This window comes from Vibrio sp. J502, from assembly GCF_025397955.1.
GTDB lineage: Bacteria > Pseudomonadota > Gammaproteobacteria > Enterobacterales > Vibrionaceae > Vibrio > Vibrio anguillarum.
In genome coordinates this window covers 3,252,028-3,267,137 of sequence record NZ_CP104554.1, presented here as the reverse complement: position 1 = coordinate 3,267,137, position 15,110 = coordinate 3,252,028, and the positions used below count along the sequence as shown (strand labels likewise).

Below are 15,110 nucleotides of genomic sequence, written 5' to 3'. Positions count from 1 at the left end.
AGATGAAGAAAATGGCGCGTAAGAATCAAAAAGCTCCTTGGGAAGAAGAAGAGGAGATCATTTGGGTTAGCAAAACCGAAATGAAAAACGACATGACTGAGCTACAAAAACTGGGTGAAGAGCTGGTTGCTCTGAAGCCGTCTCAGTTAGCAAAAATTCCGATGTCTGAAGACTTGATGGATGCCATCAAAGATGCTCAACGTTTTAGCATGGAAGCCAGACGCCGCCAACTGCAATACATTGGTAAAATGATGCGTACCATCGATGCCGAACCGATTCAAGCGGCATTGGATAAACTGCGTAACAAGCACTCACAAAATACCGCTATGCTGCACAAACTCGAACAGATGCGTGATCGTATTGTGGAGAAAGGTGACAGCGCGATTGAAGATGCGATGGCACTCTATCCAGAGATGGATCGTCAACGTCTGCGCCAATTAGCGCGTCAAGCAAATAAAGAGAAAGCCAACAGCAAACCACCAAGAGCATCACGAGAGATTTTCCAAGTGCTCAGAGAGCATAACGATAAGTCAGTTTAACCTGTCATAGTGCTGATTAGACGCAAAAACCTCACCTAAACGTGTGAGGTTTTTTTTATTCCCCTGCACGCACAAAATCACTGAGCTGCGCGTCTGCGTGTTGCGCGGAAAGTGCCTCAATGCGATCACTCACTAACACATGTCCTTGAGCCATAAACGCAAAATGGCTCGCAATCGCTTTGGCATCACTAATATGGTGCGTCACCATCACAACAGTGATCGCTCTTTCTGCGGCTAACTGCTTAACCAAAAGCAGCATCTCTTCTCTGAGTAGCGGATCCAAGGCGGAAAAGGGCTCATCCAGCAGCCAGATAGGATGTGGTTGTACAAAACAGCGCGCCAGAGCAACTCGTTGACGCTGCCCCCCTGAGAGCTGCTCAGGCAAGCGATCAAGTAGCGCTGCCAAACCCACTTGCTGCGCGGCGCACTCAACTAACGCCTTTTGCGAAGTGGTTAATTTCAGCCCCGGATGTAACCCAAGGCTAATATTTTCACGCACAGTGAGATGGGCAAAAAGATTGTGCTCTTGAAACAGCATCGAAAAAGGACGCAAGTGTGGCTCTTGCCCAAGTAAGGATTGCCCTTGTACTTGGATATCGCCGCTTTTCGGTGCAATAAAGCCCGCAACTAAGCTCAGTAAAGTCGACTTGCCCGCTCCGCTTGGCCCCATCAAAGAGAGAATCGCCCCTCGCGGTACAGAAAGCGAAAATTCAAACCACTCCTGTTGATACTCATAGTGCACGGCCTTGAGTTCTAACATTGCTTTACCTTTGAATGTGAATGAAATAACCGCTCAATGAGGGCAAAACACCCCACACTGAGTAGCAACAGCGTAAGAGAAACCACCGCCGCCGCCTGCATTTGGTAACTGCCCAGCAGTTGGAACAGGTAAAGCGGTAAGGTTCTAAACTCTTGGCTACCAAATAGAGCAATCGCACTTAAATCCCCCATTGAGAGCAAAAAGCTGATCGCAAAGGCATGCGCTAAGGGTTTACGCAACGCACGCAGCTCAATCACTTGCAAACGCTGCCACCCTTTAATGCCAAGGCTGGCACATAACCATTGATATTGCTGCGCGATATGCAGCATAGGTTGCGCCAATGTTTTCAACACATACGGCAATGCCATTAAGCCATTGACGAAAAAAACCACCCAATACGCTAGGCTAAATGCATCGGTCCAGATACGCAGCAACAGAAAAAGCCCGGTGCTGATAACAAGCCCTGGCGTGACCAAAATAATCGCGCCAATCAACTCTAGTTGGTCCGCCTTACGGTTGTGCTGCTGCAGGCGCAAAGCGCGAGTCGTGATGAGTATGGCAACCCCAGCCGAAACAGCAACCACGCTTGCCAATAACGCCACTTGTAGTGAAGCCCAAAGCGCACGCCAGAATTGCTCATCACTCAAGACGTGAAAAAGCTGCGAATTTAAACCACTCAAGATGACCATCACCAGCGGCGGAAGTACTAACAGCAACGCAAGGAAGATCCATGCGCCGTCCCAGCATTGTGCTTTTCGATTGTCTCGACTAACCACATAATCACTCGCTTGACGCCCTGTGGTGATGGCTAATGGCTTCGCTAGACGTGAAATGGATAGAGACAGCAGCCCGCATAACAGCATCTGCCACAGCGCAAGCAGCGCACCAGCTTGTAAATCAAAATCAAATTTGATCGCCTGATAAATCGCCAGCTCAATCGTGGTTGATTTAGGCCCGCCGCCAAGTGCCATCACAGTGGCAAAACTGGTAAAACAGAGCATGAACACCAAACCACAGACATGAGGAAGCTGCTGACGCAAACGCGGCCATTCAACCCAACGAAATTTGTGCCAATGACTCATGCCAAGATGCGCGCATAACTTATGTTGTTCTGCCGGAATCGACTCTAACGCTTGCAGCAATAAACGGCTGGCATACGGGAGATTAAAAAACAGATGCGCCAGTAAAATACCGTTTAATCCGTAAATGGAAAACGGCAGTTTGCTATCAAACCACGCGAGCAGCGAGGCGAGCAGACCGCTATTACCATAAATGGCCAACAAACCAAATACGCCCACCAGCACCGGAAGCACTAAGGTCGTTGCAAACAATTTGATCAGCAGCGCACGTCCCCAAAATCGACGACGGTAAAGTGCGTGAGCAACAGGAACCGCGAAACCAACACTGAGCAGCATCGACAAGCTGGCTTGGTAAAAACTAAATTGAGTGACATGGCGATAATACGGGTCTTGCCATACGTGCATCACATTTAAGCTGGGTGCTTGTAACAGCAACGCCGCCAAAGCACTGATGACAAAGGTCGCGACAAGCATCGCGACCCCAATGCCTATTTTAGGAATAGCATTCAAACTTTATCGCACCTTAAAACGTTAAGGCGGTTTGCCACTCACGGATCCACGCTTTACGCATCTCAGACACCTCTTGTGCGCTAAAGGTAAGCGCCTTTGGTGGCACAGCCAGCGTTTCAAAACCTTTCGGTAGCGCGACAGACGTCACAGGATACATCCAGTTTCCGGTTGGCATCACCGACTGAAATTGATCACTTAAAATAAAGTGCATGAACTCATCGGCCAATTTGCCGTTATCACTGTGTTTTACTTTCGCAGCGACTTCCATTTGCATGTAGTGTCCTTCGGCAAAATCGGCAGCCGCGTACTTGGCGTCATTTTCCGCAATCAAATGATAGGCTGGAGAGGTGGTGTAAGAGAGCACCAGATCGGACTCACCTTTTAGAAACATCGCATAGGCTTCTGACCAACCTTTGGTGACTGTCACCGTCTTATTGGCGAGCTGTTGCCATGCTAAATTGGCTTTCTCACCATAGACAGATTTCATCCACAGCAGCAAACCTTGACCGGGTGTTGAAGTGCGTGGATCTTGATAAATCACTTTAAGATCATCGCGCTTTTCTACCAACTCTTTTAAGCTTTGGGGTGGGTTTGCTAATTTCTCTTTATTGTAAACAAAGGCAAAATAGCCGTAATCATAAGGAACAAATGTTTCATCACTCCAACCACCGGGTAGCGTGACTTGGCCCGTCTCGACATTATGATTTGCCAATAAGCCAGTCTGTTTTGCCTCGGCCATTAAGTTGTTATCTAAACCGAGTACGATGTCTGCTTTACTGTTATTACCTTCAAGACGCAAACGGTTTAGGATCGATACCCCATCATCGAGTGCCACAAACTGAAGATCGCAAGCGCATTGTGCTTCGAATGCTTTTTCAATCGCCGGTCCCGGGCCCCATTCTGATGCGAACGAGTCATAGGTATAAACGGTAAGGATATTGTCAGCGGCATGCGCTGAAAAAGAGGTGATGGTGGCAAGTGCAATGGTATTAAGAGTGGTGTTCAACTGGTCGCTCTCCTTGGTTGAGCGGCACAGGCTTGAGGAGGATGAGAATATTCCATTATTCCTATTCTGAGATCCTAACCCAATTCCTACGCCAGCATTATCTGGTTCAGGTTTACGGGTCCCAAGCTCACGCTTGATCTCAGCAGCATTCATTGAGATGAATGATTTGCTCCCCGTTGAGTGAGGTGGATTGTAATTGGAATTAACGCAATAAGCTACACCGTTGGGCGTGAGTCATATCCCCAACGTGGCACAAGCCCTTGTTCAACGCCTAAATGGTCCAAAATACGCGCCACCATAAAATCGACCAAGTCTTCAATTGACTGCGGCTGATGATAAAAACCGGGGCAGCGGGCATAATGGTGACGCCCATTTGCGACAACTTGAACATGTTTTCTAAATGTAAGGTGGAAAACGGAGTTTCGCGCACCACTAACACCAATTGGCCACGCTCTTTCATCACGACATCGGCAGCACGTTCGATCAAATTATCGGACATGCCATGGGCAATCGCCGCAACGCTGCCTGCCGAACATGGGCACACCACCATCTGTTTTGGCGCGGCAGAGCCCGAAGCCACTGGTGAAAACCACTCTTCTTTGCCGCACACGACAAGCTGTGAGGCATCGCAGTGTAAATGTTCCACCAACGCTGCTTTGGCTGCCTCACTCCCACTGGGCAACTTCAAACCGTGCTCGGTTGCAAGCACAACGCGCGCGGCCGAAGAGATCAAAAGATACACTCGGTAATCTGCAGCCAATAAACACTCCAACAGACGAAGTCCGTAAGGAGCACCTGAAGCGCCAGTAAAGGCTAAAGTGATGGCTTTCTGTTGTGTTGTCATAACTCTCTATTTCGTTTGTGTCGCTGGCATTACATGGCTTGATTTAATGCAAGTAGGAGCTTGTTATGAATACCTTCAAAGCCACCATTGCTCATCACCAAAATGTGATCGCCCGGCTGGGCTTCCTGCGCAATTTGCGCGACGAAAGCATCAATATCATCATTCACTTGCGCTGGTTGTGAGCATTGGTCAGCCACATCCTGCACCGACCAAGCAAGATTGTTCGGCTGATAGAGATAAACTGAATCGGCTTGCTGTAATGACGCCGCTAAAGTTTGCTTATGTACGCCCAACTTCATCGTAGCAGAACGAGGCTCTAAAACCGCGATAATTTTCTGATCGCCTACCTTGTTACGTAAACCGCCCAAAGTAAGTTCAATGGCCGTTGGATGATGAGCAAAATCGTCATACAACGTAATACCGTTCACTTCGCCTTTGAGCTCTAAACGACGTTTGGTATTGATAAATTTGCCCAAAGCTTGACAGGCTAAATCCGGAGTGACACCCACGTGACGCGCCGCGCCAATCGCCATTAAGGCGTTATCGACATTATGATCGCCAACCAAATCCCAAGTCACGCGCCCCACGCGTTCATTGTCAAAGAACACATCAAATTGCGAACCATCACGCGTAATTTTTTCAGCTTTCCACTGCGCTTGCTCACCGGTAAACTCAGTTTCGCTCCAGCAGCCACGTGCGAGAACATCCGCTAATGCGCGCTCTTTTTGCGGAGCAAAAATACGACCATTGCCCGGAACAGTACGCACTAGATGATGAAATTGGCGCTTAATCGCTTCAAGATCGTCAAAAATGTCCGCATGATCAAACTCTAAGTTGTTCAACACTAAAGTGCGTGGGTGATAATGGACAAACTTAGAACGCTTATCGAAAAAAGCGCTGTCATATTCATCGGCTTCAACCACAAAAAACATGCTTTCGCCCAAACGCGCAGAAATACCAAAGTTGCCAAGTACGCCTCCCACCAAAAAGCCCGGTTGGTAACCGCAATCTTCTAAGATCCACGCCAACATGCTCGACGTGGTGGTTTTACCGTGTGTACCAGCCACCGCAAGGACCCAGCGGTCATGCAACAGGAACTCTTGCAACCATTGCGGGCCAGAAGTGTAACGCAAGTTGTGGTTCAGCACATATTCAACACACGGATTGCCGCGACTCATGGCGTTGCCAATCACCACCAAATCAGGCTTGGACTCTAATTGGGCAGGGTCAAAGCCTTCGATAATCTCGATCCCTTGAGACTCCAATAACGTACTCATCGGAGGGTAAACGTTGGCGTCGCTGCCGGTAACTTTATGACCTAATTGCCGCGCTAAAACGGCAACACCGCCCATAAACGTACCGCAAATCCCAAGAATGTGAATATGCATAAATCCTAGCCTCGCACATGGCGTTGTGAGTGATTGTCTCCATTATCACCATCCATTTAAGAAAAGCGAGCATGTTTGCAACTTCTAAAAAGTCGACAAACAAATTGAGATCTCAATCTGTTACTTCATTACCATTAAAAAGATCTAAGCCCTAAAATCGCAGTGTTACCCAAACGTTATCAAATGGGTGCCTCGTTTCGGCCGACATCCCAACAAGAGGATGCGTTGTGAAACAATCACTCCCCCCTATATAGCTATGTTAAGGAAATAACATGTCTGAGATTCGCACTCTTGGCGAGTTTATTGTTGAGAAACAACATGACTTCCCCCACGCAAGCGGTGATCTTTCATCTCTGTTGTCCTCTATTCGTCTTGCGGCAAAAATTGTTAATAGAGAAATCAACAAAGCAGGCCTTGCTGATATTACCGGTGCAGTTGGTACGGATAATATTCAAGGCGAAGAACAACAAAAACTCGATGTGTACGCCAACGAAAAATTTAAAGCGGCGCTTGAAGCGCGCGATCAAGTGTGTGGTGTCGCCAGTGAAGAAGAAGATGAAGCGGTTGCGTTCAGCAAAGAGCTCAACAAAAATGCAAAATACGTGGTGTTGATGGACCCGCTGGACGGCTCATCCAACATCGATGTCAATGTCTCTGTCGGCACGATTTTTTCTATTTATCGCCGCGTATCGCCAGTCGGCACGCCACCAACACAAGAAGACTTCTTACAACCCGGTAATAAACAGGTTGCGGCTGGTTATGTTATTTACGGCTCTTCAACCATGTTGGTGTATACCACTGGCAACGGCGTGAATGGCTTTACTTATGATCCGTCACTCGGCACTTTCTATCTTTCACACCCCAATATGATGACCTTCGATGATGGTAAAATTTACTCCATCAATGAAGGTAACTACATCCGCTTCCCAACCGGCGTCAAAAAATACATTAAATACTGCCAAGAGAATGTGCCTGAAGATAATCGCCCTTACACGTCACGTTACATTGGTTCACTAGTGGCGGATTTTCACCGTAATCTGCTCAAAGGTGGCATCTATCTATACCCAAGCACGCAAAGCCATCCAAACGGCAAACTGCGTCTATTGTATGAATGCAATCCTATGGCGTTTTTGATTGAACAAGCAGGCGGTATTGCTTCTGACGGTGTCAATCGCGTGTTGGATATTAAGCCGACAGAACTGCATCAACGTGTGCCATTCTTCTGCGGTTCAAAAAATATGGTCCATAAATTGGAAGAGTTCTTGGAACTCAATCGCGATTAAATCAGCTCAATGAGCGCCTAACTCTAGGCGCTTTTTTTATCGATAAATATGAGGCAAGACTCTCTTTTTACGGTTTACACCGTTTCCTATTTACCGCTAAAGTTGCAACACAAGCGTTTACGTTCTGTTAATCAACCCAAAACAATTCAAGTCCAGCGACGAAAAAGGAAATGCTAAATGAGCTTAAACAACGTTCCGGCAGGAAAATCACTGCCTGATGATATTTACGTGGTGATTGAAATTCCAGCCAACGCCGACCCAATCAAATACGAAGTCGACAAAGAATCTGGCGCGGTATTTGTGGACCGTTTCATGTCTTCACCTATGTTCTACCCATGCAACTACGGTTATGTGAATCACACCTTATCGCTCGATGGCGATCCTGTCGATGTGTTGGTGCCCACGCCTTATCCGCTCATGCCAGGCTCGGTGATTCGCTGCCGCCCAGTTGGCGTATTGAAGATGACCGATGAGTCTGGTGAAGATGCCAAAGTGGTGGCGGTTCCTCACTCCAAGCTCACCAAAGAGTACGACCACATTCAAGACGTAAATGACCTGCCAGCACTACTGAAGGCGCAAATTACACAGTTCTTTGAACGCTATAAAGAGCTTGAAGCGGGCAAATGGGTCAAAGTCGATGGATGGGAAGATGCCGCTGCCGCGCGAGCATGAAATCTGACTTCATTTGAACGTGCTCAAAAGTAGTCACCATCATTAAACAGTCACGATAGTTATATACCCAAACAACTTGGAGATGCAGGTAGGCGCAAGTGAGTGAGTCCCCATGAGCATAGGCAAACTATGTGATTGGGGTGAACGAACGTAGCCAACACTGCTGCAGCTTCAAGTAGGAAGGGTATAAGTGTCGTTATAATAAAAAGCCACATCCTGCTAATACGCTGTGTGGCTTTTTTATTTCCATTTTCAACGCCGTTCGGTTACACCCGTTGGCACCAGTCTCCAGAATCAATCACAGCAGTAAGACGGCTGTGATCTTGATAGAGATAAATCCACGCACGGCCAAATGGGGTTTCGATCGTTTCACGGCGATATTCGATGGGAATATCTTCTAAAAGATCGAGTTTGCTAGTGTCTGCTCATCCACTCGATATACCTCACCGACTATCGATTGCTGTCCCTGAGCCAAGCCAGGATATGGACCTAGATCATACAGCGCATAGTCAGCTGGCGTGTAGAACGATCCTAATATTTCGCTTGTCTCAAGCAGATGCGCATTACTTTCACCACGGCGTAATGTGCCGTAGACAAAAACCAGATGTTGCATATGACTGTCCCTAGTTAAATTCAAACTGATACAAAAGATCCACCGCGCTATCTAAACCGGATACCGCTTCAACGTACAAATCCCTCATCAAGCGGTAACGCACGGTAATTCGCCCACCGAGCTGAAAATACCAACACCATATTTCACTTGTAGCCCCGGTAAAATATAGCCGCTTACCGTCACTTGTGAATCATCACCGGAACCGGCCGTATCCAATTGCAGATCTTGCACACCGAAGGCTTGACCAATTTCGCCCACCACCTTACCGCTTTGTGCCAAGCTCAAACCAATCAGTGCAGTGGTCATCGCATTGCCACCCGCCTCGCCATCAATATTCTGACCACGAAGTAGGTAAGAAAGTGCATTAGCTTGTGGCATCGCGGGTTCTGAAAAATGGAGACTGCGGGTTCATCGGCAGAGCCGGTCACTTTTACCCCTGCAATCACGCCATCTTGAGTGTTATCTGGGTTGCGCACCGCTTTAATCGAAACATAAGGTTGATCAACCGGTCCATTCATTAAAATTTTGCCTTCTTGGATCAGCAAATCTTGTCCAAAGGATCGATACGAACCATTTTGGATATTTACTTCTCCAGTAATAAAAGGGCCTTTATCCTTTTGCGCCACATTGAGGCGGCCAATCAAGCCGCCTTGCAAACCAAAGGCACTGAGCCGGAAATCATCACCAATCGAGATGTTTACATTCGTTTCAACGTTAAATGGCATGGCGCTTTGCTCGCTCACAGGCTGTAAAGCAGCGTCCAATATCACTTGATCTTTGGAGACACCAATCGCGCTCGGAGGCAACTCTTCTACCACGATACGTCCCCAAGGTAGGTTAATATTCCCTGTCACAGTGGCCAGTTGAGGTTCTAGTGTGATGCTCATGTCTGGGATAACTTTAATCTTGACGATAGGCGGCAGATCCACCAACAGCTCATCGGCTAGCACACGTAGGTTGGCGCGCCACTGCTCCATTTTCTGCCAGTCGGCATCCCCCTTGATACTCAACTCACCATCCGCAGTTTGAATCGCTGCATTGAGCAAGGCTTGGTAACCATTAAAGTCCATCGCCACTCGGCCCGAGGTAACATCCAGCGGCGAAATATCGCCTTTGACGACAATGTCATCCACCACCACGCTGCCCATCACTTTCGGGTGCAACATCGGCCCACTGAAGGCAAGTTGACTGCTAATCTTCGATTTCGCTTGGCTATAATCCCCAAGCAGCGGCTGTAGAAAATCAATATTAAAAGTGGAAAGCGTTAATGCGCCATCCATCATTTTTTCTTTTGCCATTAGATCCGCAATGGTGATTTGCCCCGACAGATCGCCATTATCGGTCACATCCACTAGCCAACGAGCAAACAGCTTGTTCTGTTCAAGCGTACTTTCAATAGTGACGCTATCCCAACCTAAAGTAATGGCTTGGTCGATGTGCTGCGTGACTGCACCTTGGCTTAAGCTGAGTGACACTTTCGCTTGAGGCGCAGTATTGGGCGCCCATTGAGCTGTGAGACTGACATCGGCTTGGCCTTTAAGTTGAGTCTCTTGCGGTAAAAACATTGCGATTTGCTGAAAATCAAAATGGTTGAGAGAGAGCTCGGCCGCGCCACTTTGCCCCACAGTCGCGTCTTTATCTAAGCAGAGCGATGCTCCCTCTTGCTGCCAACAATGCGCGGCAATCGTAGCTTGTTGTTTATCGATATTAACCGCAACAGGTGTCGCTTGGTTTAATAGCCACGGCCCTTGTTCTGTGGACAGTTGTACTCGTTCCAGCGCACCTTGCCACTGCATCGTCGGCTTATCTTCAAAGATCCGCTGATTGCCAAGCTGGTTGAAATCAGATTTGAAATGACGTCTAAGCTCAGTTGATGCTGCGCCTGCGTGCCTGAAAAACGCAAGTCCACACTATCAACTAACTGCTGCTGGTAGCTCAACTGGCTCGCCTGCAATTTCACTTCGGCTTGTGGTACAGGAAGTGGCGTAACATCACCAGTTAAAGTCACCTGCTTTAGGGTCGCTTGTTGCTGCCAAGCAAGATCATTTGCATTGAGGCGCAGCTTAATTTGTGGCTGCTGTAAATCACCACGCAGATAAATATCGCCAATCACTTTGCCGTGCAAATCAGGAACACTTTTCACCAGATCCGCAAAATCAACCGATAAGCCCATACGCCACTCTTTATCCAGCTCACCTTTGGCCGTAATCTGGTTGGGTCCATGGGCTAACGTTAAGCCGCTGGTCGACACAGTAAAAGCGCCTTTCCCTGTCATATCTGATGCGTTTAATTGACCTTCAATATTCAGTGGGTAGCCACGCAACACACCCTCAATATCCAAAATAGGCAGCGCAACGTTCCAACCGCCCTGCTCGGTCAGCTCACCCGTGGTTTCGAGCTTACCGCTGATCACGCCTTCGGCTTGCGGCCACTGTAATCCCGGCTGAATCTGTTCTAAATTCAGCGCCGCTTGCCAGTGAATTGGGGCTTGCCAGTTGGCCATCACTTGGCCAGCAATTTGCCCCCCTAAGGTATCGATGAGCAAAGAATCTAAGTTGATTTGCTGTAAAGTGCCTTTACCAGCAACATCCAGCGTCACATCGGGCAGATCTTTACCTTGCAATTGGCCATTGAGCGCCACGCTATATCCGTCGAGTGAGCCTTGAGTTTTTAAACTCGGCACGCGAACAAAATAGTCTCCTTGCCCAATCAATGGCCACTGTGCTTGAACATCATCCAACGAAATATCAAACGGGATCTCAGGTTGCAGTAGCGCCAATTGCGCATTTAAGTTTGCTTGCGCAAGCCCGCCCAATTTCGCGTTTAGCGTTAAATCACCCAAGCTACCCGAAGCCTCTAGCGCCAGTGTTTGCCCCTGAGCTTCGGCCATTTTGAGCGTGCTTTTTAAAGAGAGATTGAGCGGATAGTCTCCCTTCAACTGCGCATCAGCTTTTAGGTTGGCAATCAATTGTGGCAGCTCAAGCTCAGTGATTTTAATGAAACACTGCTCTGATAAGCATTGGCGACCAAACCAAGATGCTTGACAACCAAAGGCTCAGCTTGCTGAAGAGTAAACTGATTGATATCAAAACGCTCCACTTCCAATTGCAGCGGAATGATCACTTCTGGCAAGGTGATGGGCGTTTTCACCGTAGGTGCCGCCGTCGATGATACGGTTGTGGATGGAGTGGATTTAGATTGTGCGCTTGAGGCTGAATCGACATCTTCATTGGTCGCAAGCTTCAGTTGAATATCGCTCCAACTGGTTTTGCCAATCCGTAAGCGATTACCTTGAAATGAGGCATGAGTAGAAAATTGCTTCCATGCCAGCGTATTACCCAAAATATCCAGCTGAATATCATTGAGCTCCACACGGCCAACCTTAATTGGCACCGGTGTAGAGATTGACGTAATGGGATCAGAGGCAGACGAAGGCTCACCTTGCGTCGAAGGGGAAGCTCTGGCAGTGCCAGCCTTAATCCACTGATCGCCAGTTCATTTAAGCAAATTGAAGGCTCCAATAAGCAGCTAGCACTTATGGCTAATGTCACTCGCTGTACATCGAGATCGAGCTTTAATGCTTCATCGGAAAAGGTGACTTGGTTGAGCGTGAAACGTGGAAAAATTGCACCTTGAGCGCTGGCAACCTGCAGTTGTGGCAGCGCTTTTTGCGCTCCCCACAACAGACCGTTAAGCCCTGTATTGGTAAACAACAAGGCTGCGAGTGCAATAAATACCGCGCCCAACAAGGTGAATAAAATCGCCGATGCCCATTTGGTTATCTTCAACATCACTTTGGTCATAGTTCAGGCCCCAAGGTGAAATGCAGCTGAAATTCATCGCCGGGATTAGCGTCAAGCCCCCATGCAAAATCTAAGCGGATCGGTCCAACCGGAGAAGCCCAGCGAATCCCGGCTCCCACACCAGTTTTCCAATCCGGCGAGTTATTAAAGGCATCGCCGTAATCGACAAACAGTGCGCCCCACCAATTTCCAACCAAGCGATATTGATACTCCAACGAACTGGTGGCGATGTATTTGGCCCCAGTCAGTGCGCCGCTGGCATCTTTAGGTGAGATAGATTGATAGCTATACCCCCGTAAATTGTTATCGCCACCAGCAAAGAAGCGCAGAGAAGGCGAGAGTTTGTCAAACTCTTCACTGAAGTTTGCGCCACCGTCTAAACGCAATAAACCACGATGGTTTTGCCCAGCGCTGCGTATCCAAGCCGTGCCCGCCAACAACCGCACCACACGCGTTTCAGAGACGAAATTTGGATCGCCATACTCAAGTGTGATGCTCTGTTTATCGCCCCACATCGGCATTGAACCACCACGAACACGCGTACGAGAATAGGTCGCTCCCGGTAATACAAACTGGCCGACATCGCTTTGCAAACCTTGTTCGTAGTTTTCTATCAAATAACGAACGAATAGGGTTCGATGCCAACCACCATCACGCAGCCAGTGGCGTTCAAACGATAAGTTAGACTCCAAACTCTTCGTATCACGGTTATCGACATTCTTCATTCCATACTGAATTCGATAATATTCACGCCGCACATCTTCTAGCGGTATTTTGTAGCCAGCGGTAATGGTCTGCTCTGGGGCAGAAAGGGAGAAGCTGCTATCAAAACTGTGGCCGAGGCTGTTAACCCAAGGTTTCTTCCACTTGAATGAACCACGCACTCCCACATCCGTTGAGTAACCTAAACCGGTTTCAAGCTGATTTCGAGCTTGCGGTGCAAGGGAAACCTTCATCGGCAGTTCGCGACCGTTCTCCAGTTGGCTAAGATCGGGTTCAACAAAAACAGAGGAAAACCAATCGGTATTGGATAAGTTTTGGTTATATTCCCCTACCTTGGAAACAAGGTAAGGATCATTGGTTTTATAGGGCTGAAGCGAGCGAACTCGCTGATCTTCAATTTGGCTGCCAGTAATGAGCGAAGGACCAAAATGGTAACGAATACCACTGTTAAAATGAAGGCGTACGAAAGCTTCATTCAACTCTGGCGCAACTTCCAAACGGCTTAATTCAAAATTCCCGTTAAAATAACCTTTTTGCAACGCTAAGTTACGGATACCCGATTTCAAAGCATCGTACTGGCCATGATTAACCGCCGCGCCCACTTTAAGGGCATTGCGGTTAATGAGATTGGCAAAATCAGCATCAGATTCAGCTTCCCCGCTGATCACCACATCCATCTCTTTAATGGTTGTTAGCGGTCCAGGATTGATATTGACCATCAGCTCTTGCTCATCGCTCACCACCACAAACTCAAATTGAGGATGGTAGTAACCCAGCGCGACAAGCGCTTCCGTCATGCTTTTCTCTAAACGAGATTGAAAACGAAGATGCGTTGAATAGTCGCTCTCTGGAATCGACGATAAATAGGCTTCAACGTTGTTTTCTAATTCACCCTCTAAACCATTAATGGTTAACGCCACCTTGGCGTACGCCGAAGTGGAAATAAGTAGCATCGTGAATAGAACTGGTAATGATTTTCGTCTCATGCTTAATTAAAGGAACAGTTGAGTAAACAGATCGTTAATAGATGGAAATCATACCGCCAATAGCAAGCTCCGTCTGTATGAAATCAGTCAATTATTCGGGCTGAATGTGAAACAGTGGCTCAACAACAATAAATAAAGCCAAAAATCGGTACACAAAAGGAAAGCTCATGCTCAATAAACAAACAATGGTCAGCGCACAAACAGCACTGAAAGGACGAGAAACCCCTATGTCAGTGGAGGAAATTCATTACGTTAACCACAGCAACATCACTGAGCAGCCTAATGAGCATCAGCAACAAATAGTGATTGGTATGGGCTGTTTTTGGGGCGCTGAACGCTTATTTTGGCAACTCGATGGTGTGGTGTCGACTTCAGTAGGCTATGCCCCAAACCCAACTTACGAAGAAGTATGCAGTGGTGAAACTGGCCATACTGAAGTGGTACGCGTAATCTTTGATCCACTGCGCTTGCCATTAGAAAAGCTATTAAGTCATTTTTGGGAAAAGCACGATCCGACCCAAGGCATGCGTCAAGGTAACGATAAAGGCACTCAGTATCGCTCCGCCATCTATACCTATTCAGAACAACAACAGCAAATAGCACAAGCCTCAAAGCAGCGATACCAGCAGGCGTTGTCAGCCAGTCAACGAGCCTTAATTACCACCGAAATTGCACCCGCTGGTCCTTACTACTACGCCGAAAGCTATCATCAACAATATTTAGCTAAAAATCCGAATGGTTATTGTGGGTTAGGAGGAACAGGCATCTGCTTCCCACCCCAGCTCAGCGAATAAAGCGTGTAGAATTGAGGCTTTGTTAGCATTTTGTTAACCGCTTAATGGCCTCTTTTCGTGGTTTTATTGATTCTATGCTATACCTTTGTTGCTCAACTAAAAGGGACCCC

9 protein-coding genes, 3 pseudogenes and 1 riboswitch are annotated in these 15,110 nt (G+C 47.7%); of the genes and pseudogenes, 4 read left to right on the top strand and 8 right to left on the bottom strand.

Annotated features, from left to right (window positions below; all coding sequences use genetic code 11):
- Positions 1-11: 11 nt before the first annotated feature.
- Positions 12-539: a ribosome biogenesis factor YjgA gene (gene yjgA, locus N5E84_RS15295; protein ID WP_010318810.1), complete on the top strand. Its 528-nt coding sequence runs from the start codon at positions 12-14 to the stop codon at positions 537-539.
- A gap of 55 nt (positions 540-594) precedes the next feature.
- Here yjgA and thiQ read toward each other — a convergent pair whose 3' ends face one another.
- The 5 genes and pseudogenes from thiQ to mpl all read right to left on the bottom strand — a co-directional run bounded on the left by thiQ (position 595) and on the right by mpl (position 6,126).
- A complete protein-coding gene (gene thiQ, locus N5E84_RS15290; RefSeq protein WP_017046452.1) occupies positions 595-1,299 on the bottom strand; it encodes a thiamine ABC transporter ATP-binding protein in 705 nt (234 codons plus the stop codon).
- Entirely contained in the window at positions 1,293-2,888 is a 1,596-nt protein-coding gene (gene thiP / locus N5E84_RS15285; RefSeq protein ID WP_019282525.1) for a thiamine/thiamine pyrophosphate ABC transporter permease ThiP, read from the bottom strand. The genes thiQ and thiP overlap by 7 nt, the downstream gene beginning before the upstream one ends.
- A 13-nt stretch (positions 2,889-2,901) precedes the next feature.
- Positions 2,902-3,894 (bottom strand): thiamine ABC transporter substrate binding subunit, encoded by a 993-nt coding sequence (thiB, locus tag N5E84_RS15280; protein WP_029388290.1) that lies wholly within the window; start codon positions 3,892-3,894, stop codon positions 2,902-2,904.
- A gap of 66 nt (positions 3,895-3,960) precedes the next feature.
- Positions 3,961-4,080, bottom strand: a riboswitch (TPP riboswitch).
- 29 nt (positions 4,081-4,109) lie between these two features.
- Positions 4,110-4,738 (bottom strand): annotated as a pseudogene (locus N5E84_RS15275) (flavin prenyltransferase UbiX).
- A 29-nt stretch (positions 4,739-4,767) separates the two neighbouring features.
- The gene (mpl, locus tag N5E84_RS15270) at positions 4,768-6,126 is read right to left on the bottom strand and encodes a UDP-N-acetylmuramate:L-alanyl-gamma-D-glutamyl-meso-diaminopimelate ligase (RefSeq protein ID WP_019282528.1); all 1,359 of its coding nucleotides are present in this window, start codon (positions 6,124-6,126) and stop codon (positions 4,768-4,770) included.
- Positions 6,127-6,398: 272 nt separating this feature from the next.
- Between mpl and fbp the strand changes: the two genes are divergently transcribed.
- Together fbp and ppa are read left to right on the top strand one after the other, a co-directional pair.
- Complete coding sequence (fbp, locus tag N5E84_RS15265) at positions 6,399-7,409, top strand: class 1 fructose-bisphosphatase (protein ID WP_013855958.1); 1,011 nt, start codon at positions 6,399-6,401, stop codon at positions 7,407-7,409.
- Between the two features lie 177 nt (positions 7,410-7,586).
- Complete coding sequence (ppa, locus tag N5E84_RS15260) at positions 7,587-8,081, top strand: inorganic diphosphatase (protein WP_261676494.1); 495 nt, start codon at positions 7,587-7,589, stop codon at positions 8,079-8,081.
- Positions 8,082-8,347: 266 nt separating this feature from the next.
- Here the strand turns inward: ppa and N5E84_RS15255 are convergent.
- The 3 genes and pseudogenes from N5E84_RS15255 to N5E84_RS15245 all read right to left on the bottom strand — a co-directional run bounded on the left by N5E84_RS15255 (position 8,348) and on the right by N5E84_RS15245 (position 14,206).
- A pseudogene (locus N5E84_RS15255) lies at positions 8,348-8,694 on the bottom strand (gamma-glutamylcyclotransferase).
- Between the two features lie 10 nt (positions 8,695-8,704).
- A pseudogene (locus N5E84_RS15250) lies at positions 8,705-12,497 on the bottom strand (translocation/assembly module TamB domain-containing protein).
- On the bottom strand, positions 12,494-14,206 hold the full coding sequence (locus N5E84_RS15245; protein WP_019282532.1) for an autotransporter assembly complex protein TamA: 1,713 nt from the start codon (positions 14,204-14,206) through the stop codon (positions 12,494-12,496). The pseudogene N5E84_RS15250 and the gene N5E84_RS15245 overlap by 4 nt, the downstream one beginning before the upstream one ends.
- A 167-nt stretch (positions 14,207-14,373) precedes the next feature.
- Here N5E84_RS15245 and msrA point away from each other — a divergent pair, with 167 nt between their 5' ends.
- Positions 14,374-15,000 carry a peptide-methionine (S)-S-oxide reductase MsrA gene (gene msrA, locus N5E84_RS15240; protein WP_019282533.1) on the top strand — a complete coding sequence of 209 codons (627 nt, stop codon included), beginning with the start codon at positions 14,374-14,376 and terminating at the stop codon, positions 14,998-15,000.
- Positions 15,001-15,110 lie beyond the last annotated feature (110 nt).